Origin of the sequence: Paraglaciecola arctica BSs20135, from assembly GCF_000314995.1 — a bacterium.
GTDB lineage: Bacteria > Pseudomonadota > Gammaproteobacteria > Enterobacterales > Alteromonadaceae > Paraglaciecola > Paraglaciecola arctica.
Genome location: NZ_BAEO01000055.1, coordinates 30,381 through 54,242 on the forward strand (window position 1 = coordinate 30,381; position 23,862 = coordinate 54,242).

General features: G+C 40.6%; 20 protein-coding genes. 7 read left to right on the forward strand and 13 right to left on the reverse strand.

The window, feature by feature from the left end; all coding sequences use genetic code 11:
* Nucleotides 1-9: 9 nt before the first annotated feature.
* The 3 genes from GARC_RS17215 to thpR all read right to left on the reverse strand — a co-directional run bounded on the left by GARC_RS17215 (nucleotide 10) and on the right by thpR (nucleotide 2,284).
* On the reverse strand, nucleotides 10-612 hold the full coding sequence (locus GARC_RS17215) for a histidine phosphatase family protein (protein ID WP_007622531.1): 603 nt from the start codon (nucleotides 610-612) through the stop codon (nucleotides 10-12).
* Between the two features lie 132 nt (nucleotides 613-744).
* The gene (purU, locus tag GARC_RS17220; protein ID WP_007622535.1) at nucleotides 745-1,599 is read right to left on the reverse strand and encodes a formyltetrahydrofolate deformylase; all 855 of its coding nucleotides are present in this window, start codon (nucleotides 1,597-1,599) and stop codon (nucleotides 745-747) included.
* Nucleotides 1,600-1,744: 145 nt separating this feature from the next.
* On the reverse strand, nucleotides 1,745-2,284 hold the full coding sequence (gene thpR, locus GARC_RS17225) for an RNA 2',3'-cyclic phosphodiesterase (RefSeq protein ID WP_007622543.1): 540 nt from the start codon (nucleotides 2,282-2,284) through the stop codon (nucleotides 1,745-1,747).
* 78 nt (nucleotides 2,285-2,362) lie between these two features.
* Between thpR and hrpB the strand changes: the two genes are divergently transcribed.
* Nucleotides 2,363-4,822, forward strand: coding sequence for an ATP-dependent helicase HrpB (hrpB, locus tag GARC_RS17230; protein ID WP_007622544.1), 2,460 nt, complete (start codon nucleotides 2,363-2,365; stop codon nucleotides 4,820-4,822).
* A complete protein-coding gene (gene mrcB, locus GARC_RS17235) occupies nucleotides 4,822-7,191 on the forward strand; it encodes a penicillin-binding protein 1B (protein WP_007622545.1) in 2,370 nt (789 codons plus the stop codon). Before hrpB ends, mrcB begins: the two co-directional genes overlap by 1 nt.
* A gap of 83 nt (nucleotides 7,192-7,274) precedes the next feature.
* Here the strand turns inward: mrcB and GARC_RS17240 are convergent, their stop codons facing one another.
* From GARC_RS17240 to GARC_RS17255, 4 genes are all read right to left on the reverse strand, one after another.
* Nucleotides 7,275-8,030, reverse strand: a complete 756-nt coding sequence (locus GARC_RS17240) for a sulfite exporter TauE/SafE family protein (protein ID WP_007622546.1) — start codon at nucleotides 8,028-8,030, stop codon at nucleotides 7,275-7,277.
* A gap of 92 nt (nucleotides 8,031-8,122) precedes the next feature.
* Nucleotides 8,123-10,420, reverse strand: coding sequence for an aminotransferase class V-fold PLP-dependent enzyme (locus GARC_RS17245; protein ID WP_007622550.1), 2,298 nt, complete (start codon nucleotides 10,418-10,420; stop codon nucleotides 8,123-8,125).
* A 242-nt stretch (nucleotides 10,421-10,662) separates the two neighbouring features.
* Nucleotides 10,663-11,487, reverse strand: coding sequence for a hypothetical protein (locus GARC_RS17250; protein WP_226989209.1), 825 nt, complete (start codon nucleotides 11,485-11,487; stop codon nucleotides 10,663-10,665).
* Nucleotides 11,488-11,598: 111 nt separating this feature from the next.
* Nucleotides 11,599-11,970, reverse strand: coding sequence for a hypothetical protein (locus tag GARC_RS17255; RefSeq protein WP_007622552.1), 372 nt, complete (start codon nucleotides 11,968-11,970; stop codon nucleotides 11,599-11,601).
* 294 nt (nucleotides 11,971-12,264) lie between these two features.
* On the opposite strand from GARC_RS17255, the gene glnK reads away from it, so the two are divergent.
* From glnK to GARC_RS17280, 5 genes are all read left to right on the forward strand, one after another.
* The gene (glnK, locus tag GARC_RS17260) at nucleotides 12,265-12,603 is read left to right on the forward strand and encodes a P-II family nitrogen regulator (RefSeq protein WP_007622553.1); all 339 of its coding nucleotides are present in this window, start codon (nucleotides 12,265-12,267) and stop codon (nucleotides 12,601-12,603) included.
* Nucleotides 12,604-12,620: 17 nt separating this feature from the next.
* Nucleotides 12,621-13,856, forward strand: a complete 1,236-nt coding sequence (locus GARC_RS17265; RefSeq protein WP_007622554.1) for an ammonium transporter — start codon at nucleotides 12,621-12,623, stop codon at nucleotides 13,854-13,856.
* A gap of 221 nt (nucleotides 13,857-14,077) precedes the next feature.
* A complete protein-coding gene (gene ggt, locus GARC_RS17270) occupies nucleotides 14,078-15,769 on the forward strand; it encodes a gamma-glutamyltransferase (protein ID WP_039989958.1) in 1,692 nt (563 codons plus the stop codon).
* A gap of 169 nt (nucleotides 15,770-15,938) precedes the next feature.
* Complete coding sequence (locus GARC_RS17275) at nucleotides 15,939-16,853, forward strand: Dyp-type peroxidase (protein ID WP_007622563.1); 915 nt, start codon at nucleotides 15,939-15,941, stop codon at nucleotides 16,851-16,853.
* 122 nt (nucleotides 16,854-16,975) lie between these two features.
* Nucleotides 16,976-17,278: a hypothetical protein gene (locus GARC_RS17280; protein WP_007622564.1), complete on the forward strand. Its 303-nt coding sequence runs from the start codon at nucleotides 16,976-16,978 to the stop codon at nucleotides 17,276-17,278.
* Between the two features lie 68 nt (nucleotides 17,279-17,346).
* Here the strand turns inward: GARC_RS17280 and GARC_RS17285 are convergent, their stop codons facing one another.
* The 6 genes from GARC_RS17285 to ribA form a co-directional block, all read right to left on the reverse strand.
* Nucleotides 17,347-18,429 (reverse strand): adenylate/guanylate cyclase domain-containing protein, encoded by a 1,083-nt coding sequence (locus tag GARC_RS17285; protein WP_007622565.1) that lies wholly within the window; start codon nucleotides 18,427-18,429, stop codon nucleotides 17,347-17,349.
* 53 nt (nucleotides 18,430-18,482) lie between these two features.
* Nucleotides 18,483-19,778: a glutamate-1-semialdehyde 2,1-aminomutase gene (hemL, locus tag GARC_RS17290; RefSeq protein ID WP_007622566.1), complete on the reverse strand. Its 1,296-nt coding sequence runs from the start codon at nucleotides 19,776-19,778 to the stop codon at nucleotides 18,483-18,485.
* A gap of 47 nt (nucleotides 19,779-19,825) precedes the next feature.
* Nucleotides 19,826-20,830 carry an aspartate carbamoyltransferase gene (locus GARC_RS17295; RefSeq protein WP_007622567.1) on the reverse strand — a complete coding sequence of 335 codons (1,005 nt, stop codon included), beginning with the start codon at nucleotides 20,828-20,830 and terminating at the stop codon, nucleotides 19,826-19,828.
* A 310-nt stretch (nucleotides 20,831-21,140) separates the two neighbouring features.
* The gene (locus tag GARC_RS17300; RefSeq protein WP_007622568.1) at nucleotides 21,141-21,608 is read right to left on the reverse strand and encodes a GNAT family N-acetyltransferase; all 468 of its coding nucleotides are present in this window, start codon (nucleotides 21,606-21,608) and stop codon (nucleotides 21,141-21,143) included.
* A gap of 72 nt (nucleotides 21,609-21,680) precedes the next feature.
* Nucleotides 21,681-23,075 (reverse strand): DUF3300 domain-containing protein, encoded by a 1,395-nt coding sequence (locus GARC_RS17305; RefSeq protein ID WP_007622571.1) that lies wholly within the window; start codon nucleotides 23,073-23,075, stop codon nucleotides 21,681-21,683.
* A 135-nt stretch (nucleotides 23,076-23,210) separates the two neighbouring features.
* Nucleotides 23,211-23,828 carry a GTP cyclohydrolase II gene (gene ribA, locus GARC_RS17310; protein WP_007622572.1) on the reverse strand — a complete coding sequence of 206 codons (618 nt, stop codon included), beginning with the start codon at nucleotides 23,826-23,828 and terminating at the stop codon, nucleotides 23,211-23,213.
* Nucleotides 23,829-23,862: the final 34 nt, after the last annotated feature.

A 23,862-nucleotide genomic window follows, 5' to 3' on the forward strand; every position in this document is an offset into this window, starting at 1 on the left:
ATCAACAATCTAAACCGCTGTCCCTAGCACATCTTTGTTTTCCAAATGTTGTGCATCGCACAATCTCAAGACTGTTTTTTTATCTGTACCATCCACTTCTGTAATACAGGTATTTTGAAAATCTGACAATGGCGACATATCATCAGCTACTATCAAATGTTGTTTAATCAATTCGCGCAACACTAAGCCATGTGTCATAACAATTAGACTCCCAGCAGTATTCTGATAGGTCGCCAATATAAAATCCCACGCAAGCTTTATTCGCTCTATAAATTGCGGATGAGTTTCACCGTTGGGCGGTGCATATCCTTCAGCAAAAATGTCAGGAGTGATGTCGGCGTAGGCTTTACCACGTAAATCGCCAAAACTTCTTTCTCTAAGTAGCGGTTGTAGACTGAATGCCGATTGTTTTATTGCTCGAAGAGGAGCCGTTGTTTGTTGGGTGCGTATGTAGTCACTGCTGATGATGTTGCCTATGGCAATATGCTGAAAACTCAGAGCTAGTTGTTTTGCTTGTTGATGGCCTAGTTCTGAAAGGGGAGTATCAGGTGTTTGTACAATTCTATCCCTGTTGCCGTTAGTTTGGCCGTGGCGGATCAGATAAATAGACATAAGGGGCTGTTCATCCTTCATATATCCTCGAGACTGAGGTCATTTATTTGGATACCAAGGCATTTGCCTTGAAGTTTAGTCATTCTAAACGAAATGTAAATAACGAAGGTAGGCGAATAAATGGCCCAGCCCCTATGCAAAAACCACAGTTTTGTTTTTATGAATAATAACGCGGTCTTCTAAATGGTAACGCACTCCATTAGCTAAGGCGGTTTTTTCACAGTTTTTACCCTTACGCACCATATCTGCAGAAGTATCACTATGGCTAATTCGCATTACTTCTTGTTCAATGATAGGTCCTTCATCTAGATCACTAGTCACATAATGGCAAGTGGCACCAATTAACTTAACGCCACGATTATAAGCTTGCAGATAAGGTTTAGCGCCGGCAAATGAAGGTAAAAAACTGTGGTGAATGTTGATCGCTTTACCTGCTAATTTTTTGCAAAGGTGTTCAGGAATAATCTGCATAAACCTAGCAAGTACGGTTAAATCTGCATCATATGCTTCGATAAGTTTTTCTACTTCAGCAAAGGCCTTTTCTTTTGGTTGGTCTTTAAAATCCACCCAATGAAAGGGGATATTGTGCCAGTCTGCAAATTGTTTCATTTGTGGGTGATTGGCAATGATACAAGGTATATCGCATTGCAATTCACCGCTGTGCCAGCGATGCAAAATATCCATCAAACAATGCGACTCATGACTAGCCAGCATCACTACTTTTTGTTTTTTGTGTGAATCAGCAATTTTCCAATGCATCTGGAATTTTTTAGCAATAGGAGTAAACGCTTGTTTGACGCTTTCTATGCTCATATTAATCGAAGCCGCTTTGATCTCATGACGCATAAAGAAACGTCCGGTTTGCTGATCTGTATGATGGTTAGCCTCGACAATAGTGGCATTTTGGTCAGCTAAAAATTGGCTCACGGCTGCGACTAACCCTACTTGATGAGGGCAATCGATGACTAATCTAAATGTTTGCGGCATAACTATTAAAACCTATATTTCCTTTGCGGCTTATTGTCACCCGTTAAAGCCAATGGCGTAAAGAACAAAAACTGCTATTTCAGAATAAACATAGTACTTGTCATTTGCATTTTTAACGCAATGATTACTAAGTAAACACCTAAACTCAGAATGATTTAAAAGCAAATCGTTTAGCTAATGGCCAAGATTGGCGAATATGATAAGACACCCCTTTTTTACCGGAAACTGACTCGTATAAATGAAATTCAGCGTTATGCCAATTAAATATTGGTTCGATTAAAGATGCTGGTGGATTGCTTGCGCACTTTCTGGCAAGAGTGAGATGCGCCACATAATCTTGTTTAGGGAGTTGTAAGCCTACTGAATTAGCTATTTGATGTAGGCGTTTTGCAAGTTGTAGATGTTCAATTTGAGTATCTTCACAGCCTAGCCAAAGTGCCTTGGGTTTTGACCAATAACCCACACGGTTTAGGGAAACATTAAATGTATGTAGATCAGAAATTTGCTCGACTCCCTCAGATAATGTATCCATTTGCTTAGGCGAGATTTGCCCCAAAAACGCTAAGGTGACATGAAAATTGGCAGCCGCTACCGGTGCATCGAATTTCGGAAAAGCTTTATTACGCCATACCTCTATTGCCAATTTTGTTTTAGTATCGGGTGATAAACCAAAAAATGCCCGCATACTGCTACCCCTTATGTTTGTTATCATCTTTGCTAGACACTCTACTCAAATTTATAATTAAACCCAAAGAGATTTCATTTGTTACCTGTTGAACATATCTTACCCGCTTTACATCAACAACTTATAGTTGGTGACGCCATTGTTGTCGCTCCTCCAGGGGCGGGAAAGTCGACGTGTTTGCCTTTGTCTTTACTCAAATTAGAAATATTTAAAGACAAAAAGATCATCCTGCTACAACCAAGACGTATTGCGGTTAGAGCTATTGCTGCTTACCTAGCAAGCCAATTGGGTGAGTCTGTTGGACAAACGATTGGTTATCGAATAAGAGGTGAAGTAAAAGTAAGTGCTAACACACGGTTAGTAATAGTCACAGAAGGCATTTTAACCCGAATGTTGCAAAACCAGCCCGAACTACCTGATGTGGGCTTAGTGATTTTTGATGAGTTTCATGAACGCAGTGTACATGCCGATTTCTCTTTGGCTCTGTGTATTGAGGTGCAACAGGCGCTTAGGGAAGATTTACGTTTGTTAGTGATGTCGGCCACACTTGATGTTGGAGCCTTAAGTGAATTATTGCCTGAAGCTAAATTATTAGAGTCTCAAGGTAAAAGTTATCCAGTAGACATAGTGTATCAAGGGGACAATTCAGGCTTACATTTATTTGAAAAAGTCAGTCGACTAGTGATCCAAGTTTTCTCAAAACATCAGGATGATTGTTTGGTTTTTTTACCCGGTGCAGCCGATATTAACAAAGCCGCACAGCGTTTAAGTCAATATTTTGGAACTGAGGTTGAGGTTTTTAAGTTGTTCTCAGAATTATCTAAGAATGAACAACAACAAGCTTTATTGCCTCACCCCGAAGGAAAACGAAAAATTGTACTCGCGACCAATATCGCTGAAACAAGTTTAACAATTGAGGGTATTGAAGTAGTTGTCGATAGTGGTATTGAAAAAAAGGCCATTTTTCAGTTAAATCGCGGTATCACTCACCTACAAAGCCAAAAAATATCTCAAGCATCTGCAACCCAGCGGGCAGGTAGAGCAGGGCGGTTAACTGCTGGCACATGTTACAGAATGTGGGGTAAAGAGCAGCACGATCGCTTAGCCAAACAAAGTACGCCTGAGATCATGCAGAGTGATATGAGCAGTTTTATTTTAGAAAGTGCCATTTGGGGAGCGGATGTTAGGACGCTGGCTTTATTAGATCACCCTAGTGATGCTCAGTTATCCCAAGGATTTGCTCTGTTAAGTCAGCTCGAATTATTTGATAAGAACAACAAACTGACCGCTTTAGGGCGCAAGGCCCATGGTTTAGGTTGCCACCCTAGTATCGCCGTTATGTTAGTGAAAAGTGCGCAGATGAGCAAAGAGCACTTAAGTCTGGCTTGTGCGTTAGCGGCACTTATTGAAAATAAAGATCCTATGGGCAGAACCAATAACGGTGCAAGCTTATCTGCTAGGTTACATTTTGTATTACAGCAAAAAAATCATCTTATTTGGCAAGCTATCCGTCAATGGCATTCGAAATTGGCGTGTGGTGTTTTAATTTGGCCAATCGAAGATACCGCTGTTTTGGTTGGTTATGCTTTTCCGCAATGGCTCGCAAAACAGAGAAAAGATGAACGTTATCAGTTAGTAAATGGAAGCGGCGCAGTATTGTTTGAAGACGACGCTTTAACCGCACACACTTGGCTAGCTATAGCGAATATGCAAACCAGTGATAGACAACAAGATAATGCGCAAATCCGTTATGCTGAGTCTTTAACCTTGTCGCAAATTGAGCAATATTTTTATTATTTGATAGAGAAAAAGGAGCGTGTTGAGTGGGATAATGTTAACCAAAGAATAGTGTCCGAAATGCAAAAGACCTTGGGCAAGGTTGTTATCAACAAACAATCCATCAAGCGTCCTTCACAGCAACATATTCAGACTATTTGGCAAGATGTCATTCATGCCAAAGGCATAACAAGTATTCCTTTTAATGAAGACGCACAGCAACTTATTTATCGAGTTCAAATTGCAGCAAGTTTTTCTGGTGCAATGTCACTTCCAGATTTCACTGAATCCGGATTGCTTAATTCAATTGAGCGATGGTTAATTCCTTACCTCACTGATACATTAACTTGGCAGCAATTTACTCAATGCCATTTTTTACAACAATTACTCAATGAATTGGACTACGGGCAGCAACAATATTTGAACAAAGAGTTACCGAAACGCTTGGCATTGCCTAGTGGTAGGAGTGCCCAGTTGACCTATACCAGTGACAAAACCGTGATGTTATCGGTACGTATGACTGAATTGTATGGATTGCAGCTTCACCCAGTAGTTGCACAACAATTCCCCATTACCGTTGAGTTACTTTCTCCAGCAGGTAGACCGATACAAACGACTCAAGATTTGCCTAGATTTTGGCAAGGCAGTTATAAAGAGGTACAAAAAGAAATGAAAGGCCGTTATCCTCGACATTTCTGGCCTGATGATCCAGCCAATGCCCAAGCTACAACACGTACTAAAAAAAGAATGAGCAGTAAATAATGAGTAAAAGCCCCGCAAGTAAATCCAAAACCACAAAAACTGCTACAGCGAAATCGACTTCAGGTAGCAAAGTTTCTATTTGGAAACGGCTTAACCCTTTTTGCTGGATTGGGCGACATTGGCTTAAATTACTGAGTGTATTTATCTTAGTAGTGGGGGCTTATGGGGTTTATCTGGACGCCCAAATAAGGGCGAAGTTTGCGGGGAATAAATGGCAAGTGCCAGCGCAAATCTATGCCCGTCCGATGCTTTTGAGGGTAAAACAAGAAATCAGCATTAAAGAGATTGTAGAAGAATTACAGTTGCTGGGTTATCGAAAAGTCACCCGTGCAGACAGCTCTGGCGAATACCAAGTCTTAAATAATCGCATCCGTATCCAGCGTCGTAAATTTGATTTCTCCCACGGCACTGAGGATTTACGTTACATTGAGATAAGCATCACAAATCAGCGTATCAGCCAGATCCAAGAGCTCAAACTGGGCCAAAGTATTAATTCTGTTTATCTCGAGCCTTGGCTGGTTACTCGTTTGGTCAGTAGTGGCCGAGAAGATCGTATGTTGGTACAAATCAACGATGTCCCGACTATTTTGACTCAGGCATTAGTAGCAGTGGAGGATAAGGACTTTTATCAACACTTTGGAGTGGCGCCACTATCCATCATCAGAGCCTTAATGGCGAATATTTCAGCGGGGCGCACCGTTCAGGGTGGCAGTACTTTGACTCAGCAGTTGGTTAAAAACCTGTTTTTAACCCGCGAAAAATCCTTAGTTCGTAAAGCAAAAGAAGCAATGATGGCACTGCTTATTGAAGTCCAATATAGCAAAGATGTGATCCTCGAAGCTTATTTAAACGAAGTGTTTTTAGGACAAAATGGAGATACCGGTGTTTATGGGTTTGGTTTAGCCAGTTATTTTTATTACGACCGCCCCTTGAATGAACTGAGTATTGATGAAATGGCCACCTTGGTTGGCATTATCAAAGGCCCTTCATATTACAATCCCCGTAAACATTCTGAGCGAGCTCTAGAAAGACGCAATATAGTGTTGCGTTCGATGTTTGAAAGTAACCATTTGTCACCCAACCAATACCAAGATTTAGTAAAGCTGCCGATTAAACTGGCTACTGGCGCCAGCTTGAAAAAAGATAAACATCCGGCTTTTATGGATCAAGTAAGACGTGAGCTGCGAATGGTGCTAGACAACCCAGATATTCGCCAGTCGGGTTTAAAAGTGTTCACGACTTTAGACTCTAATGCACAAGTGAAGGCCGAACGTGCGGTTTCTCGAGGTGTCGCAGTACAGGAAAAACGCATTGGCTTAAGCGGTTTTGAGGCGGCTATGATAGTAACCAACATTGATTCTGGAGAAATTCGTTCGATTGTTGGGGGCAGAAATACTGATTATGCTGGTTTTAACAGAGCGTTGGATGCCAAACGTTCTATTGGTTCATTGATCAAACCCGCAATTTACCTTACCGCGCTAGAGCAGGCAGCAGACTATAACTTAGCCACACACTTAAAAGACGAGCCAATAAAACTTAAAAGTACCTATGGAAAAATGTGGGAGCCACAAAATTCAGATAAAAAATTCCGCGGTGAAGTGCCACTATTGACCGCTTTGAGTCGGTCGCTGAATGTGCCCACTGTTACTTTAGGAATGAACCTAGGGTTAGGGAACATTGCCGATACTATTTGGCGCTTAGGGGTGGAAGAGGAACTCGAGTTGTATCCGGCGCTTACTTTGGGAGCGGTAAATTTTTCGCCGCTTCAAGTGAACCAGATGTATCAAACCATAGCTAACAACGGTCGTTATATACCTCTGCATTCCATTACTGCCATTATGTCAGCAGATGATAAGTTATTGTGGCACTTCGATATTTCCGAAGAGCAACGAGTGGATGAACAGGCTACTTATTTACTAAATTATGCACTACACAAAGTAACGCTAGAGGGCACGGCAAAAGCTATAAAAGATAAATTCCCTGATATCAATATGGCAGGCAAAACGGGTACAACAGATGATTATCGCGATAGTTGGTTCAGTGGTTTTGATAAAAATATTCTAGTAACCAGTTGGATAGGCAAAGATAACAATCAGCCTGTTAACTTAAGTGGTGCTAGTGGTGCCATGCAATTATTTATTGCTTATCAGCAACAACAAGAGCCTAAGTCGCTGGTGAGACGTTTCCCTGATGGTTTAGGCATTGCCCACTTTGATAATGCAACAGGACATTTAAGCAAAGCAGGCTGTACTGACACTTTTAGTGTGCCAGCTATCATCGATGCTCTGCCCCCAGTACCTAAAAAATGTTTTGGTGAGTCCACTGTGCCTGATAAGCCCAAAAGTTTGTGGGAAAAGATATTTGGATAGTAAATATAGGTGTTTACTGTAGCTGGGTAATTTAAATTATAGCTGCTGATAAGCGCCACTAGTCGGGCATGGTAAGTCGCTTATCATGTGTTAATCATTAGTTTTTGACATAATATGAATATTGCCATTATGGTTAAAAATACGGCAAAAGCATGTTTGATTTTTTGCTGTGGTAATTTCATTGAATAACGTTGACCTATAAAACTTCCCAGAATACCTATAATTGATATTATGGTAATAGTCGACCAATCCAATAGCAGGTTACTTTCGTGAAGAATGGATTGATATTTAATAAATCCCGCACCTGAATTGATTGATATCACCACCAAACTAGTAAAAATTGCTTGGCTCATTACTAATCCACCTAATAAAACTAGGGCTGGCACAATTAAAAAACCACCTCCAACACCAGCAAAGCCTGTCAATAAACCTACACCAATCCCCTGCATTATGGTTAACAAGCGATTTAACTCGTTAGGCGCTTGCGGTTTAAAAGAGTGAAACATTCTCCAAGCAGCGGCAAGCATAACAATTGCCAATACTATGACTTGTGTTGCGCCTGAAACATAGCTACTTGACCAAGCTCCCACATAGGCACTGAGCATACTTGGTCCGCCAAAATAAATGACCAGTGTCCAGTCGACCTTCTTTTGCTTTATACCTATTAAAGCTGTGGTTGCACTAATAGAACCAACAATAAGCAATGCACTTGCTATGGCTACTTTTTCAGAATAACCCAAACCATAAATTAGCATCGGAACTGTTAATATTGCACCGCCTGCCCCTAAAATACCTAGGCTCAGGCCAATAAGGCTTGCACCAATAAAAACAATAAACATTTTATAAACTCTTACTTATACCAATAGAAATACTAGCTATTGATTTTTGCACTATTGCAACTAGATACTGCTTTGACACAAAAGAACACACCTTAGTATTGGTGCAATGCATAACCACCTTTTAAGTGGCCGACATTTTCAAATCCTAAGCGTACAAGAGCTTGTGCAGCCAGTTGAGAACGGCTACCACTGCGACAAACCAGTATGAGTTGTTGTTGTTTATTATGTTTATGTTGCTGCACAAATTCGACTAATTGCGTCAAGGGCACATTGTTTTCGAAATTTTTGTCGTGCTGCAGTGCGTATTCGTAGGGCTCACGAAGGTCAATTAATTTCATATTATTTGGTTGTTCTAAAGCTTCGGCCAAACTGCGACTAGTATATTCACGCACTGATACTTTTTGGCAATCACCAATTAAAGCTCCACACATAATTTCAGAGCCTGATTGATCGACAATATGTGTATCCATTAGTGTTTTTTGAACTTCAAATTGTTTGCTGTCTATTTCGTCAGCAATAACTTGTGCAAGTAACGAGTTGCGTGATATTTCGGCTGTAATACTAGTAGTAAACTCATTATTATAATCATGACTGGGACAAATAAGGCTGTCAGTGCCGATAAGCGATTTTAATAACTGCAAACTTGTAAACATAGCTGCTGCACTACTGCCTGAAAAATTGGTTCTGCCAAGACTATCCATTAAGAGCAAATCACCACAAAACCCGTAATGAACAACCAATTCGTCTGTTGCAGCGTTAGCAGGATCACAAAGTAATAGGCTAATACTATCTGCGGTATGGCCAGGCGTGTTTACTTTGACTAGCCACTTATCGCCCAAGATAATGTAGGAGTAGGGTTTGCCATGAATTATTGTTGTCTTTGAGTTAATTGGCCATCCAAGAATGTCTGTTTGCTGCTGGGCCAAATAATCTTCGGCAATATCTCCTCGACATGACTGGTGATCAGCGTGGCCATGAGTGTCGATAACGGCAACTAAATTTAGGTCCTGGCAGGTCAGCAGTGTTTTCAGGCGTTCAGTTAACTCGGGCAACGGGTCGATAAATATTGCAGATTTAGTGTTTTTATCCACATACAACCAGCTGCATCCACCACCGACTTTAAATTGAATTAGACCTTCTAGGGGTATTTTGTCAGCAATGATATCTGTGTCTATAGTTAAACAGCTTTGTGTCAACGCTTGAGCTGCAAAAACTATTCGAGTGCAAGCTTCGTCAATTTGTTGTTGTGTCATCGCTGGCCCAAAGGACATTCGAATTGCGGATCCACTTTGCCATGCAGGAAGTCCCATAGCGTCTAATACAAAACTGCGTGTGACCTTTGAACTACATGCAGAGCCTGAGCTGACCCTTAAATTCGCGGCGTCGAATAAATCCATTATTTCTTTAGAGCTAAACTCAGGGATAGCAAAGTTAAGGGTAGTTGGTACTGAATTTTCAAAACTATGATTAAACACAATTTTCGGGAAGGCTTGGGTTAAAGCAGTGGCAAGTTGTTGGCGAAATAAGTGGAGTGTTTTTAAAGGTGTAAAAGTATTCTTACTATCGCCGTTGAGCATACTAAATATTACATTTAAAGCCGCTACACCTGGTAAGTTTTCAGTACCTGATCGTAAACCACTTTCTTGGCCGCCACCGGCAATAAATGCCGTAAATGGTGCGTTTTCTTTAACATACATAAAACCAATGCCTTTAGGAGCATAAAGCTTATGACCACTAAAGGGGGCATAGTCAATACTGGTATTAGCCAAGTTCAAATCTGTTTTGCCTAATGCTTGTACGCAATCTACCATCCACGCAGTACTTTTATTATTGGCACGTATGGTTTGGTCTAAAAGTTGGATGTCTTGATAAACACCGGTTTCGTTATTAACCGCCATGGTACAAATTATTAAGGCATTGGGTACCTCTTTTGCGATAAAATCCATATCAAGCTGACCCATTTCATTCACTGGAATTGCTTTCACTTCGGCGTTTATTTCAAGAATGTTATTCCAGTGCTTGAGTGACTCAGGTACTGCTTTATGTTCAGTAGCACCATACAAAAGACAATATTTTTTACTGCTATCAAGCGTTTTTTTCGCACTGTATAATGCTGATAAAATAGCTGTTTGAATGCCTTCTGTAGCGCCACTAGTAAATATAACTTTACCGTCACCAGCGCCAATAATATTTTTTGCCTGCTGCCGAGTTTCCTCAATTATCTGTTTTGCCTGAAGCCCTGTAACATGACTACTACTGGGGTTGCCAAAGAGTGTTTCCATGGTTGATAAAGCAGCCTTCGCGGCTTGCGGGAGCACTTGAGTCGTAGCATTTGCATCCAGATAAATTAAGCTGAGTGGTTGCTTTGGGGTGTTAGGTAAATTAATCATAAAACTCTCTCAAATTATTCTGTAAATCGTTGCAGCAAAAGCGCTAGATCCAACAACTTCAAACTTAAGGGAATTTTTTCACCTATCGTAAGGTTTTTCTTTGCTTATTATCTTTTAAAATAACGATCCTGTAGTTTTATATTTCAAGTTACTATGGTTGGTTAGTAAAATATTCTCATAGTGATGAGTTGGGAGTAAATTTTACTGTTTTGTTAGATAAGAGTTTGAAGTTAAATACCTGGCTAGGGTGTCTTTTTAATGACAACGGATTGCGGTCTTTTTTGATCTTCTTGCCTATATTGTCCAGGTAAATGAGATTGTTTATTTATCCTGTTTTGGATAAAACCACTAATAGGTGGTGGTTTTGAACAATCAATTTGAGCCCCCAGAAAACCTAATAGTACGGCAGTTGTTTGTTTGCTAGTACTACTGCAATCCGCACGCACTTTTAGGCTGTCTCTTAGTTTTTCATCTTCGGTCATAAAAGGATCTTTGACTTCTGCATCTATTATTGGCGAATTTTTATGTTGCTGATAATTCCGAGATGCTTGTTCCGCCAACCTATTTTGCTGCTGTTGGTTAAAGCTGTTTAGATGGCGTCTTGCCATACTGCTCGAAAGAGTACGGATTTCTGGACTAGGTGTTACTGCAATGTTTCTATCCGTAATGATGATTTCATTAATATCATCGTTTTGTACGGGCTCTTCAGGTATCTCTTCTGGTACTTCTTCAGCTAATTCTGGCTGAGGCGTTTGCGTTTGCGGTGAAACTGGAGGGTATTGAACCTCTGAGTTCAAAGTGGTTGCAATTTCGCTATCTGCGGGTGTTTCGACAACGGGAAGCTCTTCTTCTGGCTCAACTAGCTGAGGTTTTTCCTCTTCAATAATATCTACAGGGATTTCCGGTGTATTGGAGGGCAAATCAAAAATCAATATTGCCTGAATGACCTCTGGCTTTTTTGGGGGCGAGTCTAATACTGAAGGAAATATAACCGACTGAGCAACTACATATATAACTACCAGGTGCGCAAAAACTGATAAAAATAGAAACTTGTTTCTTTTAAACACTGCTGCTCGCGCATGGCCTTGATGAATGTTTAGGATTTAATAGAGTACCCTGTTTTGAATTAGTTCAAAATAGCAATGATACCAAAATTCAATAACGGTGAGTGGGAGTAGTTAGGACAAATGCAGTATTTTCAAGGCACTACTTCTAGAGTCAGTAACAAGTACTTCGGACTGGCTATCAGAAAATATACTTTTAGTGACTTTTTCCATCACATCATGTTCGTTCTCATTAACCGCTACCACAATAGTGACTTTACCAATATTTTCTAAATCCATCTTCCCAAGCATTGTTATTGCAACTACATCCTCAGTGGTTAACGATATTCCCGAGATATTGGTGTAGTCAATTAGGATTTTTTTATATTGACTGATGACACTTTTGTACTCTTTGCTTTGGAACATAAACATCAAGTCTAATGAGTTCAGATTGCCCTCAAGAGTAATGCAAGCAATGTTTTCTGTAATGGAAATGTGGTATTGCATTTTTTGTATATTATCCATCGAATGTGTAGTTGAAGAGTAAGCCAAAATTGAGTATGTCGCACTGATATCTTTCTTTCAAGCTGAGACTGTGTATTGAGCAAAGCCCCATTTTGAATACATGCACCAACTTGATCCCATTATTACCTTTTGCACCAAAAAAACGCAGCCAAATGCAGTAATTAGTAGTCGTGACTTGTTAAGATGTTGATTTTGTTGATAAAAAAATATGGCATGGGACTTGTTGTAGTTCTATCAATTACTGACAACACATAACAATAAACTGGGAGCTACACCATGAAATTAGTTACTGCGATCATTAAGCCTTTCAAGCTTGATGATGTGCGCGAAGCAATCTCTGAAATCGGAATCGATGGTTTGACTGTTACCGAAGTGAAAGGCTTTGGCCGTCAAAAAGGTCATACCGAATTATATCGTGGCGCGGAATATCAAGTGGACTTTTTACCAAAAGTGAAACTTGAAGTTGCCGTGCAAGACGACCACGTCGAGCGTTTAGTTGAAGCCATTGTTGGCGCTGCTAAAACCGGCAAAATTGGTGACGGTAAAGTATTTGTGTATGACTTAGAGCATGCCGTTCGTATTCGTACTGGCGAAACAGATGGCGAAGCCATTTAGATTTTAGGAGAGGAACCGTGGAAATTACTTTTGAATTGGGCTATGCCCTAGATACTTTTTACTTTTTGATATGCGGTGCGTTAGTCATGTGGATGGCCGCTGGTTTTACTATGCTCGAAGCGGGTCTAGTTCGCGCTAAAAACACTACCGAAATTTTAACTAAAAACGTCGCTTTGTATGCGATTGCTTGCATCATGTACATGGTTTGTGGTTATTCAATCATGTATGGCGGTGGTGATTTTACGTTATTCCTAAGTGGCATCACTGCTGATGGCGCAACAGGGGTAGCGGAACCAGCTACTTATGCTCCATCTGCTGACTTTTTCTTCCAAGTGGTATTCGTAGCTACTGCTATGTCTATTGTTTCAGGAGCGGTTGCTGAGCGTATGAAACTCTGGGCTTTCTTAGCCTTTGCTGTTGTTCTTACTGGCTTTATCTATCCTATGGAAGGTGCTTGGACGTGGGGCGGCGAATCTGTATTTGGTTTATACACCCTAGGCGACCTTGGCTTCTCTGACTTTGCAGGCTCAGGCATAGTGCATATGGCTGGTGCGTCAGCAGCTTTAGCTGGTGTGATATTACTAGGTGCTCGTAAAGGTAAATATACAGCCGATGGTAAAGCTCATGCTATACCAGGTGCTAACTTACCTTTGGCAACCTTAGGTACATTTATCTTATGGATGGGGTGGTTCGGTTTCAATGGCGGTTCTGTTTTAGCTACTGCTAGTGTTGAAAGTGCAAATAGCGTTGCTGTGGTATTTATGAATACTAATGCCGCTGCTGCTGGTGGCCTAGTTGCTGCGCTTATGTTAGCCCACATCTTATTTAAGAAAGCTGACTTAACTATGGCATTAAATGGTGCTTTGGCCGGTTTAGTGGCTATTACAGCTGAACCTTCAACTCCTTCACCTTTGCAGGCAACTTTGTTTGGCGCTTTAGGTGGTATCTTCGTTGTGCTTAGCATTATTGCTCTTGATAAAGCTAAGATTGATGATCCAGTTGGCGCCATTTCAGTTCATGGTGTAGTGGGTCTATTAGGATTGCTACTTGTGCCAGTGACCAACGATGGGTCTACTTTTAGTGGTCAGTTGATTGGTGCCGCTACTATCTTTGTATGGGTGTTTGGTACTAGCTTTATTGTTTGGGCAATCATCAAAGCAGTAATTGGTATTCGTGTTACTGAAGAAGAAGAGTACGAAGGTGTAGATATAAGTGAGTGTGGTTTAGAAGCTTACCCTGACTTCACTAAGTAAAGTACTCAACCATTCGTCATTGATAGATGAGTGAAGAGATAAGTTAGTTGTAATAAAGACGTTTAGTTAACTTATTGATTAGATAATTATTAGCCCCGCATTTGCGGGGCTTTTTTATAGGTCTTACTCTGCAGGGTTTAATACGGATTGGTATAAGTCAGTGCATTGAACAGCAAAATCAGAGTATCCTAATAACACTGTTAACCTTCATATTGTGGCCAATGAAAATATCTATATTAATGAGTCTGGTAATTTGGGGTTTAACTAGCTCTCAAAGTTATGCTTATGACCGAATAACGGGTGAACCTTTTGCTTCTCGTTCTGAAGTGATAGCACAAAATGCCATGGTTGCAACCAGTCAACCTTTGGCTACTCAGGTTGGTTTGGAAATTCTCAGGCAAGGTGGAAATGCTATAGATGCAGCCATTGCAGCCAATGCTATGTTAGGGCTAGTTGAGCCAACTGGCAGTGGCATAGGAGGGGATTTGTTTGCTATTGTATGGGATGCTAAAACTCAGAAATTATATGGGCTTAATGCCTCGGGCCGCTCACCACAATCCCTGACATTAGAGCACTTTAAGTTACAAGGACTAGACAGTATTCCTTCCCATGGGCCTTTACCCGTATCTGTCCCCGGTGCAGTTGATGGTTGGTTTGAGTTACATGCTAAGTTTGGTAGTTTACCCATGACCAGCATTCTTTCCCCTAGTATTGAATATGCTAAAAAGGGTTTTCCTGTTAGCGAACTAATTGCTTATTACATGCAGCGAAGTGCGCCTAAACTAAGTAAGTTTGCAGGCTTTAAAGAAACCTATATGCCTAATGGCAAGACGCCAACTAAAGGCCAGATATTTAAAAATAAAGGCTTAGCGGTTACTTATGAAAAAATTGCCACCGGTGGGCGGGATGTTTTTTACAAAGGAGATATTGCTCGCTCAATAGCAGCTTATATGAAAGAACAAGGAGGCTTTTTAAGTTATGAAGACTTAGCCAGCCATACCTCTGAGTGGGTTGAACCAGTCTCAACTAATTACAAAGGATATGATGTTTGGGAATTACCACCTAACGGTCAGGGCATTGCTGCTCTGCAAATTCTGAATGTTTTGGAACAGTTTGATGTTGAGGGCATGGGGTTTGGCTCAGAACAATATATCCACACTTTCGTCGAAGCTAAAAAACTGGCTTTTGAAGACCGTGCCAAGTATTACGCGGATCCTGCCTTTAACGATATTCCGGTAGATTGGTTAACTTCTAAAAAGTATGCCCAGCAGCGCCGAAAGTTAATCGACAATAATAAAGCAGCTAAACGTATTGATGCGGGGTTAAATCAAGGAGATACCATTTATCTCACCACCGCTGATAAAGACGGCAATATGGTGTCCCTTATTCAAAGCAACTATCGTGGTATGGGATCGGGTATGACACCCACAGGTTTAGGTTTTATGCTGCAGGACAGAGGTGAGTTGTTTAGTTTACAAAAAGGGCATTTTAATGTTTATGCGCCTAATAAACGACCATTCCATACTATTATCCCAGCTTTTATTACCCGTAATGGTCAACCTTGGGTCAGTTTCGGGGTGATGGGCGGCGGAACTCAGCCACAAATACATGCACAAATTGTGGTGAATTTGATAGATTTTGGGATGAATTTGCAAGAAGCCGGTGATGCGCCCCGTATGTTACATTCTGGTTCTAGCCAACCTACAGGTGAGTTAATGACCGACGGAGGTTATGTTAGCCTAGAGTCAGGTTTTGATTCTAAAGTCAGAAGAGAGCTAACTAAAAAAGGTCATATACTGCGGGATGTAGTGGGTTCATATGGTGGTTATCAAGCTATTATGCGCGATCCCAAAACAGGGGTATATTACGGTGCGTCAGAAAGTCGTAAAGACGGGCAAGCGGCGGGTTTTTAGGTAATAAAAGTGCAAACGATAAAATATGATTGCGGCTGATGTAACAGGTCATAGCAGCACATTAAAAATCGATACACTATGCGGGTTTTGAAGTCTATTACTGGGGAATTTAAAAAATGCGAATATTCTTATTTTTGAGTACCAATAGCGCTGTTATGGTTTTAGCACTATGACTCAAGCTCAAAAAGGCATCTGCGCAGAACCTAACTTACATGGTTTGTTTTTGACTTTTACTGTGGTTGACGACGACCCTCAAGCGATACGCGTCAAATTAGTGCGAATTTTGGATTTATTGTCTCATTTCGATGATGAATATTACGAGGCTATGGTGTCTGGTGTGCTCGCCATAGGCACCGATTATTGGTACGAACTGTATCCAAATATTATCCCCAGAGAACTTGCACCCTTTCCAAATATACATTGTGAAGATCGCAATTCTCCAAACTCACCTGGTGATTTATTTATCCTAGTTAAGGCTGATCGTATTGATATTTGCCATGCTATTGGTGTTGAGATTATTCAATTGTTAAAGCCTCACGTAGATTTATATGAAGAGGTCAGAGGATTTAGATATTTAGACGGCAGAGATCTAACCGGATTTGTTGATGGTGCTGAAAATCCAAGAGGCATGCAGAAATTTAATGTTGCTATAGTAGGTGACGATGACCCTGATTTTACTGGCGGAAGTTATGTGCATATCCAAAGATACCAGCACAATATGCAAAAGTGGCAGTTATTGCCCGTTGCTAAACAACAACAGATCATTGGTCGCAAGAAAACCGATAACACAACACTAGATGGCGCCGATTTAGTCTCGGACTCCCATACTGCACGTGTTCAATTAGCCAGCCAAAGTGGAGGTATGCTGACACAGAATATGCCTTATGGAGACATGTCTACTCAGGGATTATATTTTGTATCTTGCGCGAATAGCCCACAACCTTTTGCTAAACAACTGCAAAGTAGGGTTGTTGGTGATGAAGAAGGTAATTACGATAAGTTACTCGACTATACTACAGCCGAAACTGGCGGGGCGTTTTTTGCGCCATCAGTTACTTTTATCAAACAACAAGCTAAAGACTAAGTTCACTTAACCTTATGTATCAATATTCTGGGAAATGTAGCTGTGGAAAAGTAGTTATTCACTTTTCTAGCCCTGATGCGATAAGCCGTTGTAGGTCACGTAAGTGTGACTGCGATTATTGTATGCAACGAGGAATTGAATATTTATCTGATCCCCATAGTCAGATTACCTTTATATCTAAAACGCCACTGAGCCATGAAATACAAGGCTCAGAGCAAGCTAAGTTTTTACTTTGTGCAAAATTCCAAACAGTTGTAGGTGTTGGTTATATTGACGAAGATGCTTCTATAGGCAGTCTAAATGCCAGACTGTTAGATGAATTTGATAACTTGCAGGGTGGTTTAACTGTTTCGCCTAAAACCTTAGATAAAACTGAAAAGGTAAAACGCTGGCGTGAATTGTGGTCGCAGCTGAAAGTGATTTGATAAGATTTTGATTAACGATCCCTGAGGCGCTATTTAACACTGACCCTCTTTAAAAAACCGGAATGCATTTACAACAATAATATTGAACCATCCCAATCATCGGCTAATGCTGAATGTTGTAACTTGGCACATTGTTCGAGGTGATGAATAGCGAGGCTGTCTTCTGGGTACATATCCAGAGCTTGCTGGAAATGGATGATAGCTTGTTGCCAGTTTTGTTGTTTTCTATAATCCAAACCTTGTTCAATTAATTTAGCGTTAGCTAACTTCAATTGTTTTACGTTTGTGTCTTGATGATCGATAATTTCATATACTTCAATCGGGGCTTTTCTGCCTTTAACTCTTACCCAATCGAGTAAGCGATATTCGAACAAGCCTTTAGCTTCTGCTTGATGCAGAGTCTGGGCGCTAATGACGATGTCGGTATTGTATTTAGGCGCTAGGGCTTCAAGTCGATAGGCAATGTTGACGCTGTCACCTATTACCGTTGTGTCCATTCTGTCATCTGAACCAACTGTACCAATAATCACTGGGCCAAAATGGATGCCAATACCAATATTTACTGGTGGGTAATTACAGTTTGCTCGATGTTCATTATAAAGGTTAATTGCATAACGTAAATCGAGTGCGGCACGGATCGCGTCTTGGGCTTTGTCAGTATTAGAGCCTGCAGGTCTATCAAATAACGCCATCACAGCGTCGCCGATAAATTTATCAATAAAACCATTATTTTTATGAATGGGTTCATTCATTCGCAAGAAATAGGAATTTAAAAAATTCATTAATTCTTGAGGGCTCATTTGTTCGGATAAGCTAGTAAAACCACGAATGTCTGAAAATAAAATAGCCAGTTCGTCTTCGTCTGCGCGGCCAAGTTCTAAGGTTTCTGAGCCATGTTTGGCGAAGTGATCAACAAATTGTTTAGGTACAAACTTACGAAAAGTTTGGTTTAAACGCATGGCTTCGTCGGCTTTGTTTTTATAATGTTGTAGTGTTGCTTCACTTTGAGATTGTTGTATTTTTTTGATCTTGCTTGAAGTACTACCAGTTAGACCCGCTGTTTTTTTAAGAAGCACAACTAACACTATTGTGTAGAGTGCAATAATAGCTAATAAAAACAGCGGTAATGGTTGTAATACTTGCTCAAGCATTAGGTGTATTTTATCTCTTTATAACTAACGAGTTATTATTCATTTCATAATTTTTAACTGCAGCGAGCTGCGACATTAGCCAATACTTTATCTGCTATTACTAATGTTTGTTGCACAATTTCATCACTATGTGCTGCAGATACAAAACCGGCTTCATAGGATGCAGGGGCTAAGTACACGCCATTTTCTAACATACCATGATAGAAATGGTTAAATTGTTCGGTATTGCAACTAATGGCTTGTTGGTAATTGGTGACGCGCTCTACGTCGGTAAAAAACAGACCAAACATACTGCCGGCGTAGTTAACAGACATCGGAATTCCATGTTTGTTCGCCAGTTTTTTAAATCCTTCAGCTAAGGTTTGCGTGGTTTTTGCAAGTTGTTCGTATAAGTCAACTTGCTCGATTTCGCATAAGGATGCCAAACCAGCTGCCATAGCAACGGGATTTCCCGACAATGTGCCTGCTTGATATACCGGGCCGTCTGGGGAAATATGCCTCATGATTTCAGCTCTGCCACCAAATGCGCCTACTGGCATGCCACCACCTATTACTTTACCTAAACATGTGAGATCTGGTTTGATATTGTATTTTTCTTGGGCTCCGCCTCTTGCCACACGAAACCCCGTCATGACCTCATCAAAAATAAGCAGCGCGCCGTATTGGTCACAAATATCTCTAAGACCCTGCAAAAAACCATCAACTGGGGGAATACAGTTCATATTACCTGCGACGGGTTCAACAATGATACAAGCAATATCTTCAGGATGTTGCTTAAAGGCATTAGCTACTGAATCAAGGTTATTGTATTCCACTGTAAGGGTATGTTTAGCATAATCAGCTGGGATTCCTGGTGAGCTAGGCACGCCAAACGTGAGTGCACCAGACCCTGCTTTTACGAGTAACGCATCGGCATGACCATGGTAACAACCTTCAAATTTTAAAATTTTATCGCGATTGGTAAAACCTCGCGCTAAACGTATGGCGCTCATGGTGGCTTCTGTACCTGAATTCACCATACGTAACACTTGCATTGAGGGAACTAGTTCACTGACTTTTTCAGCCATGATCACTTCTGCTTCAGTCGGTGCACCAAAACTTAATCCATTAGCTGCGGCATCAATCACAGCCTGACGAATTTTAGGATTGTTGTGGCCTAACACCATGGGTCCCCAGGATTGCACGTAATCGATATAACGTTTGCCATCTACATCAAAAATATAAGGGCCATCAGCTTTGCTGATAAAAGGAGGTGTACCACCTACGGCTTTGAAAGCTCGAACGGGTGAATTGACGCCGCCAGGGATATGTTGCTTGGCGCGAGCGAAAAGGCTTTTTGATTTTTGCATAATGACTTCTTTTTATTAAATGAATTTATTTGCTTTTAATTAGCAGTCTAACTGTTTACGTGCCAGAGCACTTCACGATCAAACTGGGTAACAATATTTTCGACCCCAAGGGTCATGGCAAACAATGCCATGCGTACTAATACACCATTATCGGTTTGGCGGAAAATAGCGAGATTAGGATTAAGATTCAAATCGTTGTCTAGTTCGTTGGCCTCTGCCCGCGAGTCCCTGGGTAGTGGATGCATTATTACCGTTTTAGATTGAAAATGTTTAGTGTAAATTTGCTGATTTAAGCGAAATTTCCCTCGATATTGATTCGCTTCTTCCTGGGAGGGAAAACGTTCTTCCTGGATCCGTGTCTGGTAACAAATATCTGCGTCTACACTGCCTTCAAATTGATGGGTAATGGTGTATTTATGCCCTGCATTTTCAATTGCATCGATAATATAGGTGGGCATGGCTAATTCTTTAGGTGATATCAAAGTAAAACGCACATTGTTAAATAAACACAATAATTTAGACAACGAATGTACAGTTCTGCCGTACTTTAAATCACCAATCATGGCGATATGCATACCATCGATGCTACTGCCATGATCGAGTAGTTCTTTTTGGATAGTGTACAAGTCTAATAATGCTTGAGTAGGGTGTTCATTAGCACCATCACCACCATTGATAACAGGAATTCGACTGCCTTGTGCAAATTCAGCCACAGATCCTGAGTCAGGGTGACGCATTGCAATAATATCTGAATAACCACTTAGCACTCGTGCCGTGTCGTATAAAGATTCACCCTTAGCTAAAGCAGAGTTACTCAGCCCTGTAGTTTCACGTACTTCACCGCCTAACAAATTAAATGCGGTACCAAAACTGACTCTGGTGCGGGTACTCGGCTCGAAGAACAAATTGCCTAAAATAGCGCCATTTAACACTGTTGTACGCTTTTGCCGTTTGGCGTAAGGCAACATTTGATGGGCGACATTAAATACTCGCTCAATTGCGTCGCGATCAAACTGACTGACCGACAAAATATGGCTACCTTTAAAATTCATTTGCTGTGTAACTTATACTACCTTAGGATGTTGAGTATTTTAACAAAGTTAGTGACTTGGGTCTGTTGAACTTTCATATGTCGTCGAGATTTTCTTCGAAATGTTCTCAATCAAGGCAAAACCTGTGAATTTTGGGCATCCAAATAAACTGGTTTTAACGCCGAGTGAGGGCGTTTCGAGGAAAACCCTACGGGCTGAGCCATTTATTCGCCTATCTTCGTTCCTCATCTTTCGTTTAGGATGACTAAACTTCAAAATGAGCGCCTCGGTATCCAAATAAATGACTTCAGTCTCGGCGACATATGAAAGCTCAACAGACCCTTTCTAATAACAATGTCATAAATTTACTATTGGGGTCGGTTTTATAGTTTGCAAAGGGCTCACAAAACTCAAAACCGTAACTCTTGTACAGTGCAATTGCAGGTTGAAAAAAAGGTTGGGAGCCTGTCTCTAAACTTAAACGTTTTAAATCACGTGTTTTTGCTTGCTGGATAATATGTTCGAGTATCCGAGCTGCTACACCCTGACGTAAATGCTGGCGAGCCGTGCGCATCGATTTGATTTCAGCATGTTGCGGGGATAGGGTTTTTAAAGCACCACAACCTAATAGCTCTTGTTGTCGCCAAGCAGTCCAGAAGGTGATATCCGTTTTGCGAAGTTTGTCTAGATCCAAGGCATGGACACTTTCAACTGGTGAAGTGGCGTACATATCGTCTAAATGTTGTTGCAATAGTTTAGCTACTTTGGGGTGGGTTAGTTTATCTATTTCTATTCGCACAAAACGCCTAGGTTATTATTTTTATATTATTAAGAATAATAACTTAGGCCATTTAACGTTTTCAATAGTGGATTATCTTTGTTTATCTTTACTCTTACTTTGACGGTGAACTTTTATCGGCCTGGACTTATTTTGTTTATTTGAACTGGCGCGATGGCTATTACTTTTATAACTACTTTTATGATTCGAATTGTAAGTTCTGGCACTATTTTGAGTGTTAACCGTAGAGCGTTTCTGGGTATTATTTTGTGTTCTTTGTGATGAATGCTTCTGTGATTTCTCACTATTCCTTTGCACTGAATCAAACTTAGCTGTTTTGTTAGCTTGATAACCATTTTTCAGCTTTTGTTTGTGTTGATTTGGGCTCTGGTGCTGTTCGATAACCCGCTGTTTGTTAGTTACCCGATTGCTGCTCTTATTCGTTTTAATATGACGTTCCGATGTCGAACGTTGAGTTAAGTGCTGTTTAACTTGTACCGCATTACGTTTGTGATCTTTTCTAGCATAATCACTTACATTTAACACTCTCTGTTTATCAATTTGTTGATAGTGTTTGTTGCTCTTAATATTATTATTTCCGACATTGATATGACGTACAATATTCTGCCCATTAACCCGGTATTGCACACCACGTCTATGGTGTTGGTTATGGCTCCAACGAGGATATTCTGTGACTCGAACAACTTGGCGATTATTAGACCAGCGTCTATTGGCGTGGCTACGGTAGTCATAATTAGCCACTACATGGCGGTTACGCCAATTAAAACCACCAAAATAAAAGTTTGGGCGCATATTGAAACCAATACTCCAATAGAAGCCTGAATTGAAAACGTAATGACTAGGTCTATGCCAAAAAAGTGGTTGGTAGTTATGCCACCACCAGTCACCATAAACAACACGGGTATCATAGTAAGGTACGTAAATAACTTCTTTATGCACGGTTTCTATTACGATTTCATCGTTTTCTTGTGCAACGTTCACATAGTCATTGTTTGTCAAATTACCTTGTTGGTAAGCTTTTTGGCGTAAGTTTTGGACGCTAGCTAACAATTGTTCTTCGTTCACTAAAAAAGCGCTACCTAAGGCTTGTAACCAGTCTAAATCTTCGCTGAGTGTCTGTAATAAGTCGTTAAAAGGTACCAAAGCCTTAACACTGGGATCCCAATCTTTGTCCTCTACCGCATCAAGGGCTTGTTGTTCATCTAGATCTTTATTTGTGGCTCGCCAACGTGCGGCTTGGATCACCTCTAAAGGGTAGGTTGCGGCCACCAAAATGTGTGAGAGTAAGGTATCAGGGTATAGAGCAATAGGCGCTAACATTTGATCAAGTTGTGCTTGGTCAATCTCAACAACTTCAGAGGCGTCTGAGTCTACAACCTGCTGCGCTTGGGCAATTTGTATAAGGTTGCCTATCAATAGGCAAACAACACATAAATAAATGAATAGGTACTTGGTTTGACTTCGCATAACCCTTTCCTTCTGTAATCGAAAATCCCAGTGTGACCAAAAAATGGAGGTCGCACTTAAGACTGTAGATTAGGTTATACCTTTGTTAGTCTTAACCATGGCTGAATGCGCAGTGGTATTTAATCCGAATTCAGGTTATTTAAGCAAATCTTTATCGAACTGATGGCCTAACTTTTCTGTTTTAGTACGAATGTAACTTCTATTGTCATCGGTTATTCCATGATCAATAGGAGTACGTTGTGCCACGTTAATACCCATATTGGTTAAAGCTAAACTTTTCTTTGGGTTATTGGTCATAAGGTTGACATTTTTAACGTTCAATTTATCTAAAATCAACTTACAGATACCATAATCTCTAATATCAGCATCAAAACCTAAGTGCTCATTTGCTTCAACAGTATCCATGCCTTCATCTTGTAGACGGTAGGCGCGAATTTTGTTTAGCAAACCAATGCCTCTGCCTTCCTGACGCAGATATAAGAGTACACCTTTGCCCTGCTGAACTATATTTTGCAAGGCCTTTTCTAGTTGAGCACCACAGTCACATCGGGTACTAAACAATGCATCACCAGTAAGGCATTCAGAATGAATACGAATAGGCACGATATCATCTATGTCCCATTTACCGTATGAAAGGGCGACATGTTCTTGCCCTAGTACATTATCAATAAAACCATGGATGTGAAATTTACCCCAATGAGTGGGTAATTTGGCAGAACTAACATATTGATACTGATCTAATTTAGGCTTCATATTTGTAAAACGTACTTAATTAAAGGGAAAGTTG

Coding starts and splice junctions, on each gene's coding strand:
- thpR (WP_007622543.1), bottom strand. CDS start 2,284: ATGCGGGCATTTTTTGGTTTATCACCCGATACTAAAACAAAATTGGCA.
- purU (WP_007622535.1), bottom strand. CDS start 1,599: ATGCCGCAAACATTTAGATTAGTCATCGATTGCCCTCATCAAGTAGGG.
- GARC_RS17240 (WP_007622546.1), bottom strand. CDS start 8,030: ATGTTTATTGTTTTTATTGGTGCAAGCCTTATTGGCCTGAGCCTAGGT.
- GARC_RS17275 (WP_007622563.1), top strand. CDS start 15,939: ATGACTCAAGCTCAAAAAGGCATCTGCGCAGAACCTAACTTACATGGT.
- ggt (WP_039989958.1), top strand. CDS start 14,078: ATGAAAATATCTATATTAATGAGTCTGGTAATTTGGGGTTTAACTAGC.
- GARC_RS17280 (WP_007622564.1), top strand. CDS start 16,976: ATGCAACGAGGAATTGAATATTTATCTGATCCCCATAGTCAGATTACC.
- GARC_RS17215 (WP_007622531.1), bottom strand. CDS start 612: ATGTCTATTTATCTGATCCGCCACGGCCAAACTAACGGCAACAGGGAT.
- GARC_RS17295 (WP_007622567.1), bottom strand. CDS start 20,830: ATGAATTTTAAAGGTAGCCATATTTTGTCGGTCAGTCAGTTTGATCGC.
- GARC_RS17245 (WP_007622550.1), bottom strand. CDS start 10,420: ATGATTAATTTACCTAACACCCCAAAGCAACCACTCAGCTTAATTTAT.
- ribA (WP_007622572.1), bottom strand. CDS start 23,828: ATGAAGCCTAAATTAGATCAGTATCAATATGTTAGTTCTGCCAAATTA.
- hemL (WP_007622566.1), bottom strand. CDS start 19,778: ATGCAAAAATCAAAAAGCCTTTTCGCTCGCGCCAAGCAACATATCCCT.
- mrcB (WP_007622545.1), top strand. CDS start 4,822: ATGAGTAAAAGCCCCGCAAGTAAATCCAAAACCACAAAAACTGCTACA.
- GARC_RS17305 (WP_007622571.1), bottom strand. CDS start 23,075: ATGCGAAGTCAAACCAAGTACCTATTCATTTATTTATGTGTTGTTTGC.
- GARC_RS17285 (WP_007622565.1), bottom strand. CDS start 18,429: ATGCTTGAGCAAGTATTACAACCATTACCGCTGTTTTTATTAGCTATT.
- glnK (WP_007622553.1), top strand. CDS start 12,265: ATGAAATTAGTTACTGCGATCATTAAGCCTTTCAAGCTTGATGATGTG.
- GARC_RS17255 (WP_007622552.1), bottom strand. CDS start 11,970: ATGCAATACCACATTTCCATTACAGAAAACATTGCTTGCATTACTCTT.